This window comes from Streptomyces sp. H27-D2 (assembly GCF_035828615.1).
Taxonomy (GTDB): domain Bacteria; phylum Actinomycetota; class Actinomycetes; order Streptomycetales; family Streptomycetaceae; genus Streptomyces.
Genome location: NZ_JAYMZR010000037.1, coordinates 15,775 through 28,976, shown reverse-complemented (window position 1 = coordinate 28,976; position 13,202 = coordinate 15,775). Strand labels below are relative to the sequence as shown.

Here is a 13,202-nt window from a genome sequence, read left to right as displayed (position 1 = left end):
ATTTCTGGATGGATAGCGGGGCTTGACGGCCCCGTCCGAGGGGGGGATGACTCATGGGCAAGAGCGCGCTCATTACCGGTGTGACCGGCCAGGACGGCTCGTATCTCGCGGAGCTGTTGATGTCGAAGGGGTACACGGTGCACGGATTGGTGCGCCGGTCCTCCTCGTTCAACACCGAGCGGCTGGACCACATTTACCAGGACCCGCAGGAGCCGAACCGCAGCCTGGTGCTGCACCACGCGGACCTGACCGACGGGGTCGCGCTGGTGAACCTGCTGCGCGACCTGCAACCGGACGAGGTCTACAACCTCGGCGCGCAGTCGCATGTCCGGGTCTCGTTCGACGCCCCGCTCTACACCGGGGACGTGACGGGCATGGGCGCGCTGCGGCTGCTGGAGGCGATCCGGGCGAGCGGCATCGACACCCGCATCTACCAGGCGTCCTCGTCGGAGATGTTCGGCGCGACGCCGCCGCCGCAGAACGAGGGCACGCCCTTCCACCCGCGCAGCCCGTACGGCTGCGCCAAGGTCTTCGGCTACTGGGCGACGGTCAACTACCGCGAGGCGTACGACCTGTTCGCGGTCAACGGCATCCTGTTCAACCACGAGTCGCCGCGCCGCGGTGAGACCTTCGTGACCCGCAAGATCACCCGCGCGGTGGCCCGGATCAAGGCCGGGCTCCAGGACCGGCTCTATATGGGCAACCTGGACGCGGTCCGCGACTGGGGGTACGCCCCCGAGTACGTCGAGGCGATGTGGCGGATGCTGCAACGGGACACCCCGGACGACTATGTGGTGGCCACCGGTGAGGCCGGCTCGGTGCGGGAGTTCCTGGAGGTCTCCTTCCAGGCGGCGGGTCTCGACTGGGCGGACTATGTGCGCTTCGACCCCAAGTACGAGCGCCCCAGCGAAGTCGACGCGCTGATCGGCGACCCGAGCAAGGCCGCCTCGCTGCTCGACTGGCGGGCCGAGGTGAAGTGGGCCGAGCTGGCGAAGATCATGGTCGAGGCCGATGTGGCCAAGCTGGAGGCCGAGTTGGCGGGCACGACCGTGCGCATAGACAGATGAGCAACGAACAAGTGATGTACGGGTATCGGTTTGGCCAACGGGGTTACCGGGGTTTGCGGGACGCCCTACTCTGCCGAGCACAGACGGGCCGGTGGTCCGTCGTTCACGTTTTTGGCCTGGGGGGGCTCATGAGATCAATGGGGTCACTGACCGCTGCGCTGATTTTGGCGGCGGCATCTTTGGTGGGGGCGGGGGTGGCCGCCGCGCCACCGGCGAACGCACTCACACCGCCTGTCGGGATGACAGCCGACGACCTTTCGACCTGGCAGACCAACGGCATCGTCTGGGCGATGGCCGAAGCGGAGGGTGTGGTCTTCGCCGGCGGCACCTTCTCGACCGTACGGCCTCCGGGGTCCGCCCCCGGAAGCGGCGAGCGCTCAGCCGTCAACTTCGCCGCGTTCCACGCCGCGACGGGCGCGCCGACCAATTGCGAGCTGTCCTTCACCACGGGTGACGGGAGCGCCACGGTGCGGGCGCTGGCCGTCTCGCCGGACCGTAAGACGCTCTACGCGGGTGGATCGTTCGGCGCGGTCAACGGCGTCGGGGTCAGCAATGTCGCGGCCATCGACATAGCCACCTGCTCGCCCAAGAGTTTCCCGGTCGCGGTGAACGCCACCGTGCGGGCGCTCGCGGTCACTGATGACACCGTCTACCTCGGCGGCGACTTCAGCACCGTGGAGGGACAGGACCGGGTGCGCTTCGGCGCGGTCACCACCGCCGGCGCCCTCAAGCCGTGGACCGCTGACGCCGATGAGCCGGGGCGGGCCATCGAGGTCACCCCGAATGGGCAGAACGTGGTGCTCGGCGGCGACTTCTTCCGCGTCAACGGCGCCGACTCGCACGCGCTGGCCGTGGTGAACGCGACCAGCGGCTCGGTCGTCAAGAACTATCCGCTCGGCTTCATCGAGCGCAATTCGGTGGTCAAGGACATCACCAGCGACGAGACCGGCATCTACACCGCCAACGAGGGCTCGGGGGGCGGCGTCTTCGACGGCCGCATCGCGCTGAACCTCAGCGACTTCAACCAGCGCTGGCGTGACACCTGCCTGGGCGCGACCCAGGGCCTGGCGGTCTACAAGTCCGTGCTCTACAGCGCCTCGCACGCGCATGACTGCGGCAGCATGGACGAGTTCCCGAATCAGCCGCGCAAGCACCTGCTCGCGGAATCGGTCAACGACCCCAAGCTGCTCGGCTGGTTCCCGGACACCGACGACGGCCTCGGCGAGCAGGTCGGCCCGCGCGTCCTGCAGACCTCCTCGGTCGGCGGCAATGACTACATGTGGGTCGGCGGCGGCTTCACCCGTGCCACCGGAAACCGGCTCCAGCAGGGCCTGACCCGCTACGCGAGCGACCCCGACACGGGCGCGCCCGCCGTGCCGCAGGTCAACGTCACCAGCACGAAGCCGGGCGAGATCCAGGTCCGCTGGCAGTCCAGCCTGGACCTGGACGACAGCAATCTGACCTACCGGGTCTACCGGGACGGCGCCGCCACCCCGGTGCGCACCGTCAGCGGCGACTCGCTGCCCTGGTCACGCCCGCAGCTGACCTACACCGACACCGACGTGGCCGCGGGCTCGACCCACTCCTACCGGGTCACGGCCAGTGACGGCACCAACACCAGCGCCCGGTCGCTCACCCAGACCGCCACCGTGGCCGGATCGCCCGAGGCGTACCCGAACCGGGTGCAGGCCGACGGCGCCAGCCTCTACTGGCGCTTCGACGAGGCGTCCGGCTCCTTCGCGACGGACGCCTCCGGCACGAACAACAACGGCGTCAACCGCAACGGTCCGCTGCTCGGCGCCACCCCGCCCGCCGTCCCCGGCGGCAGCGCCATCACGTACAACGGCAGCAACCAGTACACCAACAGCGACCGCAAGACCACCCGTCCCGCCGCGTACAGCCTGGAGACCTGGTTCAAGACCACGACGGGCTCGGGCGGCAAGCTGATCGGCTTCGGCGACCGCTTCCTGGAGAACAGCGGCACCGTCGACAAGCACATCTACATGACCAATGACGGCCGTCTCATCTTCGGCGTCAACAGCGGCTGGAACCGCACCATCAGCACCGGCCGCGGCTGGAACGACGGCCAGTGGCACCACATCGTCGCCACCCAGGGCAACAACGGCATCCGGCTGTACGTCGACGGGTCGCTGCGCGCGAGCGACTTCACCGTCACCTCGGGCCGTAACTACACCGGCTACTGGCGCGTCGGCGGCGACACCATCGGCAGCTGGCCGAGCCGCCCGTCGAGCAACTACTTCGCCGGACAGATCGACGAGACCGCGGTCTACCCGAGCGTGCTGTCCCCGTCGCAGATCTCCCAGCACTACTCCTTGGGGTCCGACTGATGATCAACCCGATACCCCGGGGCTGGGCCGCCGCCGCCGTCGTCATGACGGCGGCGGCGGCCCTGCTGTCCGGCTGTGCGAGTGACGACGGGCAGCGGGACAGCGGGACCCCCGCCGCGAGCGGCAGGCCCGCGGCCTCCCCGAGCGCGCCGGCGAGTACGCCGTCCGCGGGGGCCGACAAGAAGCCCGCCGAAGACAAGCCCGCCAAGGGCGACAAGAAGTCCGGCGGCAAGGGCGGCACCGGCCCGAACGCCGCCGGGCCGACGGTCCCCAGCTCCGGACTGACCCCGGCGACGGGCTCGTTCACCAAGAAGCAGAAGACGTATCTCGCCGACCGGGTGCCCCAGGGCGACGACCCGGCGGCCGTGCTCGACCTCGGCAACGAGACGTGCGAGCGGATCGCCCGTACCGCCAAGCAGGACCGCAAAGCCGCCGTCAGCGCGATCCGGGACGACGAGATGGAAGGCGCCGCCGACGCGGTGACCCACCTGTGCCCGAAGTACAAGTACCTGCTGGAAGCAGCCGGAGTGAGCGGAAAGGGAGGCACCGGATGAGCGGGCCCAAGAAGCTCCCCATCGTCGTGGCGATACCGACGAAGAACGAGGCCGAGAACATCGAGACCACCGTCAGGTCGGTCATCGGCCAGTTCGAGCACGTCGTCGTCATCGACTCGAACAGCACCGACGACACCCAGGCGCTGGCCGCCGCGCTGGGCGCCGAGGTCGTCCCGTACGAGTGGGACGGCAAGTACCCCAAGAAGAAGCAGTGGTGCCTGGACAACGTGCACCCCGAGACGCCCTGGCTGCTCTTCCTGGACGGCGACGAGACCCCCAGCCGCGAGCTGATCGCCGAACTGCGCCGGGTCTTCGCCCGGCCGGTCGCGGTCGCGGCCTTCGACATCCCGCTCGGCTACTGGTTCGCGGGCAAGCGGCTGCGGCACGGCTACACCATCGTCAAGCGCGCGCTGATGGACCGCACCCGCTGCCGCTTCCCGGAGCTGGGCGACCTGGACGCGCCCGGCATGGGCGAGCAGGAGGGCCACTACCAGCCGGTGGCCGAGTCGTCCGCGACCCTCAGCTCGGCCATCGAGCACGAGGACCTCGACCCGGTCCGCACCTGGTTCGAGCGGCACAACCGCTACTCCGACTGGGAGGCGTGGCTCGAACACCACCCGGAGGTCAAGGAGGAGATCCGGCGGATCAAGACCCGGCAGGGGCAGCTCTTCCACAAGGTGCCCTTCAAGCCGCTGGTCTCCTTCGGCTACGCCTACCTCTACAAGCGCGGCTTCCTCGACGGCCGGGCGGGCTTCGACTACGCGCTCGCGATGAGCTTCTACCGCTGGCAGATCGCGCTCAAGACCCGCGAACAGCCGTCGTCGTGACGCGGCCGGCGACCTCCTCGTAGACCCCGGCCAGCTTCTCCACGACGGCGTCGATGGTGAAGGAGTCGCGGATCAGCTGCCAGGCCGCGTCCGAGGCCTTCTCGTGCTCGGCGGGGTCGAGCAGTTCGAGCACCGCCCGTGCGATCCGCGGGCCGTTGTCGTTTTCGCTGTCAGGGCGGCTGTCGACGACACGGCCCGCGCCCGCGCCGGCCACATCCGGGGCCAGGCCGCAGGTCCTGGTCACCACCACCGGCGTGCCCACCGACATGGCCTCCAGCGCGGAGACACCCAACGCTTCCTGGATCGAGGGCAGTACGTAGACGTCCGCGCGCCGCAGCTGCTCGTAGACCTCGTCGCGGTCGAGCGCGCCCAGGTACTCCAGGGAGTCCGACACGCCCAGTTCGCGGGCGAGTTCGAGGGTCGCGGCCAGCCCTCCGGTGTCGGGCCCGGCGAGCAGGAAGCGGGTGTCGGGGCGCTGCGCCAGTACGCCGGGGATGGCCGCGACGAAGTCCTCCGGGCGCTTGCCCGCCTGCACCCTGGCCAGGTACAGCACGGTCGCCGGGCGCTCGGCGCGGGACTCCCGCGTCGAGGGGCCGCGCTCCTGCGGCGCGACGCCGTTCACCAGCCGTACGGAGCGCCGCAGCCGCCCCGGCGCGACGACCGCCTCGACGTCGGCCCGCTCCTTGTCCGTCAGGCACAGCACCGCGTCCGCCTTGCGCAGCACCCGCCGGATGCCCAGCGCGTCCACGATCTTGGCGACCTTCTTCTCGGTCGGGTCGACCATGCCGTGCGTCTGGATCACCAGCGGACGCCCGCAACTCAGCGCGATCAGCGCCATCGGCAGCGTGATCAGATCCCGCATCAGGTGCACATGCACCACATCGGCCGACATCACCAGCTTCCGGGCCCGCGCCAGCATCGCGCCCGACGTGATGCCGCTGACCTCGAACCTGGCCAGTACGTGCCGGGCCTGGAACAGCCGGGCGGGCACCCCCTCGACCGTGGTGGGCAGCGGCCCCTCGAAGCCGTCGCCGAGCGTGACCAGCGCCGCTTCGACGCCGCGGGCCCGCAGGCCGCGCGAGAGATTCAGCGCGACCCGGGTCGGACCGCCGAACGCGTGGTCCGGTGTGTGCAGCGTGACGACATGCAGAACCTTCACGTGAGCCCCCTCAAGATGATTTCCCCCCAACGGCCCCGACCGGCGGACCGTGCGGTCAGATTAGCCTCGGTCGGACCGGTGGGGAGCCCGATCTATAGACTGCCGGAGGGGCACGCGGGGTACGGGGACGGGTCGGTCGACGACCTAACGGGGGCGGGAACCATGGCAGTTGATATACAGGACGCGGACAACGCGACGGCGCGGAGCGGCGCCTCCGGCGATCTCGGCCCGCCCGATGGCGGCCCGCCCGATGGCGGCCCGCCCGATCTCGGCCCGCCCGCCGCCGCCCCCCGGGACAGCACCGCGCCGCGCGCCGTACTGTCCCGCGCGCTGGCCGTCCCGCTGGTGCTGGGCCTGGTCGGGTTCCTGCCGCTGATGGTCACCGTCCAGCCCGGCGCGGGCGTCCGCGACGAGGCGTACTGGCTGCAACTCGCCCTGACCTGCTACTCCGGGGCCCGGCTCTCCGCGATGGTGCTCACCGCCCGCCGCCGCCTCGTCCAGGGCACCTTCTGGCTGTTCGTGTACGTCGCGATGGGCGTCGCGCCGCTCGCGCAGGCCGTCCTGGGCCAGGTCCCGACGCCGGTCGTCGGCCCGCGCGCGGATCTCACCCTCGCCACCGCGCTGGTGCTCATCGGCTGCGTCGCCTTCGACGTCGGCGCGCTGCTCGCCCGGCACCGCCCGGCGCTGCGCCGCCGCCGGGTCTCCCGTACGGCGTCCGTCAGCCGCCGCCGGCTCTATCTGCTGGTGGTGCTGGCCTACGGGGCCGGCGCGCTGCTCATCGTCAAACTCGGCGGCCCCTCCGTCTTCTTCAGCAGCCGCCAGGAGATCACCGAGGGCATCGAGGCCAGCGGCATCCGCGATTCCGGCTCACAGGCCGGCACCGCGTTCCTGCGCGGCTTCGGCACCGTACCGCCGCTGCTCGCGCTGCTCTTCCTCACCCGCTGGCTGGTCACCTCGCGCACGGCCCGCCGCAGCCCGGTCGCCATTCTGATGTGGATCGGCCTGCTCGGGCTCAACGGGATCGTCAACAACCCGATCTCCAACCCGCGTTACTGGTTCCTGACCGTACTGTTCTCGTCCCTCTTCACGGCCTTCCCGAAGAGCCCGGTGATGTACCGCTCGGCGCTCGCCCTCGGGGTGATCGCCGCGCTGGTCCTGTTCCCCTTCATGGACAAGTTCCGCTACGACGAGGACGGCCGCCGCCCCGTCGAGTCCACTTCGCTGCTGGAGCCGCTGGCGCTCAAGGACTACGACCAGATGGGGATGTTCGCCAACACCATCACCCACGTCGACAGCGGCGGCAGCAGCCACTCCTACGGCCGCCAACTGTCCGGCGCGGTCCTCTTCTTCGTGCCGCGCAACATCTGGCCGAACAAGCCCCGCGACACCGGCATCCGGATCGGCGAGTGGATGGGCACCAACAACACCAACCTCTCCTCACCCCTCTGGTCCGAACTCTGGCTCGACTTCGGCTCCATGGGCATGACCGGCGGATTCATCGGCCTGGGCTATCTCGCCGCGCGCGGCGACCGCCGGTACGCGCTGCGCACGATTGTGGGGGCGCGGCCCGGCAGTGTGATGGCGATTGTCGTGCCGGTGATCGCCGGCTACTCGTTCATCCTGCTGCGGGGGTCGCTGTTGCAGGCGACGGGGCGGATCGGGATCGCGCTGGTGTGTCTGGCGCTGGTCACGACGTTCCGCTCTGACGATCGGAAGTTGTTGCGCTAACCGCGAACGGCCGGCTCGCGCCGGGGGAAACTACACGTGTGGAGTATTCGACAACTTCAAGTTGTCGAATACTCCACACGTTGCTGGAGCGCCCCGCGCCCGGCCGATCGGGTCGGATCAGCTCAGCGAGCGCAGCATCGACGCGTCGAACGGGACGAGGTCGCCGTCGCGGCCGTCGAGGACCTTGGCGACCCACTGCGGGTCGCCGAGCAGCGCGCGCCCGACGGCGACGAGGTCGAACTCGTCGCGCTCCAGCCGGTCCAGCAGCCCGTCGATGCCGCTGACACCGGCCGGCTCACCCTTGAAGGACCCGATGAACTCCTTGTCGAGGCCGACGGACCCGACGGTGATCGTGGGCTTGCCGGAGAGCTTCTTGACCCAGCCGGCGAGGTTGAGGTCCGAGCCCTCGAACTCGGGCAGCCAGTAGCGGCGCGTCGAGCAGTGGAAGGCGTCCACGCCGGCCGCGGCGAGCGGGTCGACGATCGCGTCCAGCTCCTCCGGCGTCTCGGCGATGCGGGCCTCGTAGTTGCCCATCTTCCACTGGGACATCCGGAACAGGATCGGGAAGCCGGCCGAGACGGCGGCGCGGCAGGCGGCCACGATCTCGACGGCGAAGCGGGTACGGGCGTCGAGGTCGCCGCCGTAGCCGTCGCTGCGCCGGTTGGTGCCTGACCAGAGGAACTGGTCGATCAGGTAGCCGTGTGCGCCGTGCAGCTCAATGCCGTCGAATCCGAGGCGTTCGGCGGCGGCGGCGCCCTCGGCGAAGGCCGCCACGACGTCATCGAGGTCCTGCTGCGTCATGGTGTGGCCTTCGGGCCCCTCGCTGAGGGAGACGCCGGAGGGGCCGGACGGCGGGGCGTCCGGGAACGGCGGCGCGCCCACGGCCCGGGCCATGCCGACGTGCCACAGCTGCGGCATGATCCGGCCGCCCGCCGCGTGCACGGCCTCGACGACGCGTCCCCAGCCGGCCAGCGCGTCCGCGCCGTGGAAGCGCGGGACGTTCGCGCTGGTCCCGGCGGCGGCGTGGTCGACGTAGGTGCCCTCGGTGATGATCAGGCCGACGCCGCCGGCCGCGCGGCGGGCGTAGTAGTCCGCGACATCCGCGCCGGGGACGCCACCTGGCGAGAACTCGCGGGTCATCGGCGCCATCGCGACCCGGTTCGGCACGGTGAGGCCGCCCAGCGAGAACGGGCGGGAGAGAACCTGTGCCGCGCGGGCGGCGGAGTCGCTGGATATCACTGAAATTCTCCTAAGCCGGTACGTGGGCGAGGACCGCTGCCCGAAGGCAAGGGGTCCGCTTGGCGCAACACGGCCGAGCGGCGCTCTCTTCCGGCTCACGGTGTCTGCTGCGCCACACGCGGCTTCCCCTGACATGACTGCGGCCTCCCGCGAGAGGCGGGAGGCCGCAGTCATGGTGGTGCGGGATGTCCGTGGCAGAGCGGACTACTAGCCGCGGTGGCCGTGGTGCTTGCCGTGGTGCTGCTTGCCGTGGTGGCCCTCGTGCTTGCCGTGGTGCTGCTTGCCGTGGTGCTGCTTGCCGTGGTGCTGCTTGCCGTGGTGGCCGGAGGAGTTGATGCAGGTGTTGCCGAACGTCGGGTTCAGCAGCCCGACGATGTTGACGGTGTTGCCGCAGATGTTGATCGGGATGTGGATCGGGGCCTGGACCACATTGCCGGACAGCACGCCCGGGGAACCGATGGCGGCAGCGTCGGCGCCGGCGTCAGCGGAAGCGACACCGGCGGAGCCGAACATCGCCATACCGGCCACGGCGGTGAGAGCGGCGCTCTTGAGGAAACGGGACATGGAAACTTTTCTCCTTCTTGTATGTTTCGCCGACCACTCGCGATAGCGGGGGAGGCACGTCCTCAACGCCCTCAACGCGACTTGGTCACTGTCATTACGCCGCCCGGGTGAACGTCGGTTTCGGCGCGGATCGGCCGAGAGGCCGGCCTCAGCTCAGCACGACGACTTTGTGCATGCCTTCGAAGGCATGCGGCACGCCCTTCTTGTCGTCCGGGATGAAGCAGAGCAGCGCATACGTGCCGGGCGGCAGGCCGTGAGCCCGCAGCAGCGCGGTGCGGCCGTGGGAGATGGCGCCGAGGCCGAGGGCGGGCCCGGTGAAGGGCGGCGGGCCGGACGCGGCGCTGTCGAAGAACTTCTTGAGCTTGGCATCCGTGGTACCCGGCGCGACGGGCTGGAGCTGCATCTCGTGGAGCTCGTCCGAGGCGTTGTGGACCAGGATCGCGTCCTTGGCCTTGTGCAGGCCGTTCACGTCGAAGCGTGGGCCGGCTGCCGTCTCCTGCGTGATCACGATGCTGTCGGGGAACTCCGCGAGGTCCCCGTCCGACCCGCCGCGGAGATTCAGGGTGCGGAAGACCGGGTGGGCCTGGTCCTTGAAGAAAGCGGTGAAGTCGAGCAGGACCACCCGGCCGGCCGTGATCGAGGTGGTGAAGGTCTCCGGGACCGCCGGGGTGACGAAGGCGCCGCCGAGCGCCTCCGCCTCGTCGGTGAAGGCCGAGATGCCCTTAGCGGTCCGCTTCGGGTCCTTGCTGCTGACGGCCTTGGTGAGGTCGGCGAAGACGGTGTCCAGCGAGACCCCCGCGTGCGGGCGGAAAAGCTGGAGCTGACGGCCCTTCGGGTCGTCGGTGCGGACATGGAAGGCGGCCAGGCCGCCGGGGGCGCTCTCCGGGGCGTCGATGCCCGAGGCGCCGATGCTGACCTCGATCGGCTTCGGGGCATGGTCGTGGTGACCGCCGTCGGCGGTGGCCACGCCGCCGAGCACGGTGGCGAAGGCGAGCGCGGTGACGGCCGCCACTCTGGCCCCTCGTCGTAGCAGTACGGTGCGCATGAAACTCCTGCCGTTGTGTGATCCCCCCAGTCGCACAGGGCACCACCTCACGGTCCGACGCGCCGTCAGCCACGCGGGCGACAGCGCCGATCGGAGCATCGGCCGACACGGTCGGCGGGCAACCGATCGGCCAGGAGGGACGTCCTCCACCTCACGGACCTGCTTGCGCGGCCGGGCGATCTCGGCGTCCTTCGACGACTCGGCCGCTGCCGTGCAGCGGCACCGCTCCGCGACGAGGCGTTACGAGAAAGCCTCACTGAGCATTTGCGATCCCGACCGGTTCAGGTGATGTCGGAGAGCCGCCGAGGCCCGTCACGGACGAATTCGCGCGACACGGCGGAGTGGCGCTGTCCTCCACCTCCCGGTGTCTGCTACGCAACACGCGGTGCCGGGAAGTCAATCTCGGCGCGGACGGTCTTGCCGACCGGGTGCCGGTCGAGGACGGTCCAGCGGGTCGCGAGCGCGCTCACGAGCAGCAGGCCGCGCCCCGTCTCGGAGTCGTCCGACGGCGGCGCGACCCCCTCAGGGCCCGGTGGCCGGCTCTCAGCGCGGGTGTCGCTCACCTCGATCCGCAGCGTTCCGGGATACCGCGCCCCCGGCAGCAGCGCGAGCCGCAGCTCTAAGTCCCGCCCCGGAACCCGGCCATGCGTGGCGGCGTTGGCTGCGAGTTCCGCGACGATCGACGCTGCGGAGTCGGACAGGACGGAGTCGTACGGGAAGCCCCACACATCGAGCCGGTGCGGGGCCAGATGCCGGGCGAGGCGCGCGCCGAGCCGGGTGGAGCTGAAGCGCTGCGTGAACACACGTACAGTGACGGGGATTTCTGGGTGGACTCGGACTGGCCACCTGCTTGGGTTCACCGGAGCACACAACATCGAACTCCAGATCATGCCTCTCCGCCAGGAGTCACACGCCGGAATCAACGGCCCCATGCACCTCGCTGAGGGCTCCGATCACCGATGGTTGGGTATTTCGAGGGCCAGCGCGGAAGTCTGCTGATCTCCGAGCCAAAAGAGGTCAGCATCATGCTCCAACGATATGCCAAGATGCGTTCACGGGCTCTTACCCTCGAGGATTCCGTGAGCCTGATGGAGCGGATTCGAGGAGCGCTATGAGCACCAGTGAACTTGCCTGGTTCAAGAGCAGCTACAGCGGGTCGGACGGCGACCACTGCCTCGAAGTAGCCCTCACCTGGCACAAGTCCAGCTACAGCGGCTCACAGGGCGACAGCTGCGTAGAGGTCGCCACCTGCCCAGACACCGTCCACGTCCGCGACTCCGAGCAAACCCAGGGCCCTGCGCTCACCCTCACCCCGACCGCTTGGGCGAACTTCGTCGCGTACGCCACGGAATCCGCCCGACCGGCGTAGGCGCTCCGGGCTCCCCCGCCGCCATCAGCTCCCGCCGGACAAAGGCGATCCGCGTCCACGCCGCAATCGCCTTGAGCGCCGACCCGAGGCCCAGTCCCCACGCCGCGCCGAGCGCTCCGCCCAGCGCGTAGCCGGTGATCATGAAGGCGACCGAGGCGAGCGAGAAGACCACCTGGATCGGCAGCGTCGTACGGGGCCGCAGCACGCGCAGCGTCAGCAGTGCGCAGGTGCCCAGGGCCATGAAGGCGTACTGGGTGCCGCTCGCGGGGAGCAGGTGGGAGGCCGCGGGCCAGGTGTCGCCGAGCAGTTGGCGGCCCACGCGGTCCGGGAGCAGGTACAGGACGGTGCCCCAGAGCGCGGCCAGCAGGGCCAGCGTGCCGGCGAGTGCCGCCGTCGCGCGGACCTTGCGCCGTACGTCGCCCGCGCGGTTGAGGAGCGGGGGGCCGAAGCCCGTCGCGGAGTTGAACAGGACGTTCATCGGGCCGAAGAGGGTCGTGACGCCGCGCAGCGCGCCGACCGCCAACTGGTTGGCGAACAGGCCGAGTCCGACGATGGCGAGCTGGCTGGAGGCGTTGCCGACGGCGAACTCGACGATGAAGCGCTGCCCGAGGTGGCCGCGCCGTACGAAGCGCCGCAGGTCGAGGGGAGCGCCGCGCAGCCGGGGTGCGAGCAGCGCCGCGCCGACCAGCAGGGCGGGCAGCGCGGAGAGGCCCCAGACGGCGACGAGGCGGGCGGGGCCCGCGCCGTGCGGCTGGAGGGCGAGGGCGGGCACCGCCACGGCCAGCCGTACGAGGTCGCTGGTCAGCGCGTGGTGCGGCAGCCGCAGGGTGGAGAAGCAGTACCGCATGCCGTCCTGGGTGAGGACGATGGGCAGTACGAGGCCCAGCACGGCGAGGCCGCGCGCGGTGTCGCCGGGGACCAGGAACAGCGCCGCCGCCGCGCCGAAGCCGATCAGCGTCGAGGCCAGCGCGGTGAAGGACACCGCGGAGCGGCACGCGCCGAGCAGCCGCGCCTCGCCGGCCCCCGTATCGGCGCCGGCCGCGCCGCCCGGCTCGTCGCCGCGTTCCAGGACCAGCGCCTGGCCCACGTACGAGACGGCGAGGCCGAGCAGCACCGTGAAGATCATGTAGACCATGGAGAAGACGGCGAACCCGGCCGCGCTGGACAGCCGGGCGGCCACGACCAGCACGATGATGTTGGTGAGGGCGGCCACCCCCTGGTCGGCGACCGAGCAGACTATGGCGGTGCGGGTGCGCAGCCCGGGCTTGCCGGCTGCGGGGCCGCCGCTCCCCTTGCCGTCCG

At 70.4% G+C, this 13,202-nt stretch carries 12 protein-coding genes; 6 read left to right on the top strand and 6 right to left on the bottom strand.

Features of this window, described 5'->3' with window-relative positions:
- Positions 1-53 precede the first annotated feature (53 nt).
- The 4 genes from gmd to QMK28_RS16380 all read left to right on the top strand — a co-directional run bounded on the left by gmd (position 54) and on the right by QMK28_RS16380 (position 4,796).
- A complete protein-coding gene (gene gmd, locus QMK28_RS16395; protein WP_326438516.1) occupies positions 54-1,067 on the top strand; it encodes a GDP-mannose 4,6-dehydratase in 1,014 nt (337 codons plus the stop codon).
- A gap of 137 nt (positions 1,068-1,204) precedes the next feature.
- Positions 1,205-3,415, top strand: coding sequence for a LamG-like jellyroll fold domain-containing protein (locus QMK28_RS16390; RefSeq protein ID WP_326438514.1), 2,211 nt, complete (start codon positions 1,205-1,207; stop codon positions 3,413-3,415).
- Positions 3,415-3,969 carry a hypothetical protein gene (locus QMK28_RS16385; protein WP_326438512.1) on the top strand — a complete coding sequence of 185 codons (555 nt, stop codon included), beginning with the start codon at positions 3,415-3,417 and terminating at the stop codon, positions 3,967-3,969. The genes QMK28_RS16390 and QMK28_RS16385 overlap by 1 nt, the downstream gene beginning before the upstream one ends.
- Entirely contained in the window at positions 3,966-4,796 is an 831-nt protein-coding gene (locus QMK28_RS16380) for a glycosyltransferase family 2 protein (protein WP_326438510.1), read from the top strand. Before QMK28_RS16385 ends, QMK28_RS16380 begins: the two co-directional genes overlap by 4 nt.
- Here the strand turns inward: QMK28_RS16380 and QMK28_RS16375 are convergent.
- Complete coding sequence (locus QMK28_RS16375; RefSeq protein ID WP_326438508.1) at positions 4,768-5,955, bottom strand: glycosyltransferase; 1,188 nt, start codon at positions 5,953-5,955, stop codon at positions 4,768-4,770. The genes QMK28_RS16380 and QMK28_RS16375 overlap by 29 nt on opposite strands.
- 162 nt (positions 5,956-6,117) lie before the next feature.
- On the opposite strand from QMK28_RS16375, the gene QMK28_RS16370 reads away from it, so the two are divergent.
- The gene (locus QMK28_RS16370; RefSeq protein ID WP_326438506.1) at positions 6,118-7,683 is read left to right on the top strand and encodes a hypothetical protein; all 1,566 of its coding nucleotides are present in this window, start codon (positions 6,118-6,120) and stop codon (positions 7,681-7,683) included.
- Positions 7,684-7,800: 117 nt separating this feature from the next.
- Here QMK28_RS16370 and QMK28_RS16365 read toward each other — a convergent pair whose 3' ends face one another.
- From QMK28_RS16365 to QMK28_RS16350, 4 genes are all read right to left on the bottom strand, one after another.
- Entirely contained in the window at positions 7,801-8,922 is a 1,122-nt protein-coding gene (locus tag QMK28_RS16365) for an NADH:flavin oxidoreductase (RefSeq protein ID WP_443050741.1), read from the bottom strand.
- 207 nt (positions 8,923-9,129) lie between these two features.
- A complete protein-coding gene (locus QMK28_RS16360) occupies positions 9,130-9,486 on the bottom strand; it encodes a chaplin (RefSeq protein WP_326438504.1) in 357 nt (118 codons plus the stop codon).
- Between the two features lie 148 nt (positions 9,487-9,634).
- Entirely contained in the window at positions 9,635-10,531 is an 897-nt protein-coding gene (locus QMK28_RS16355; protein ID WP_326438502.1) for a hypothetical protein, read from the bottom strand.
- 371 nt (positions 10,532-10,902) lie between these two features.
- The gene (locus QMK28_RS16350; RefSeq protein WP_326438500.1) at positions 10,903-11,406 is read right to left on the bottom strand and encodes an ATP-binding protein; all 504 of its coding nucleotides are present in this window, start codon (positions 11,404-11,406) and stop codon (positions 10,903-10,905) included.
- A 236-nt stretch (positions 11,407-11,642) separates the two neighbouring features.
- Between QMK28_RS16350 and QMK28_RS16340 the strand changes: the two genes are divergently transcribed.
- Positions 11,643-11,900 carry a DUF397 domain-containing protein gene (locus QMK28_RS16340; protein WP_326438498.1) on the top strand — a complete coding sequence of 86 codons (258 nt, stop codon included), beginning with the start codon at positions 11,643-11,645 and terminating at the stop codon, positions 11,898-11,900.
- Here the strand turns inward: QMK28_RS16340 and QMK28_RS16335 are convergent.
- A complete protein-coding gene (locus QMK28_RS16335) occupies positions 11,839-13,158 on the bottom strand; it encodes a hypothetical protein (RefSeq protein ID WP_326438569.1) in 1,320 nt (439 codons plus the stop codon). The genes QMK28_RS16340 and QMK28_RS16335 overlap by 62 nt on opposite strands.
- Between the last annotated feature and the right edge of the window lie 44 nt (positions 13,159-13,202).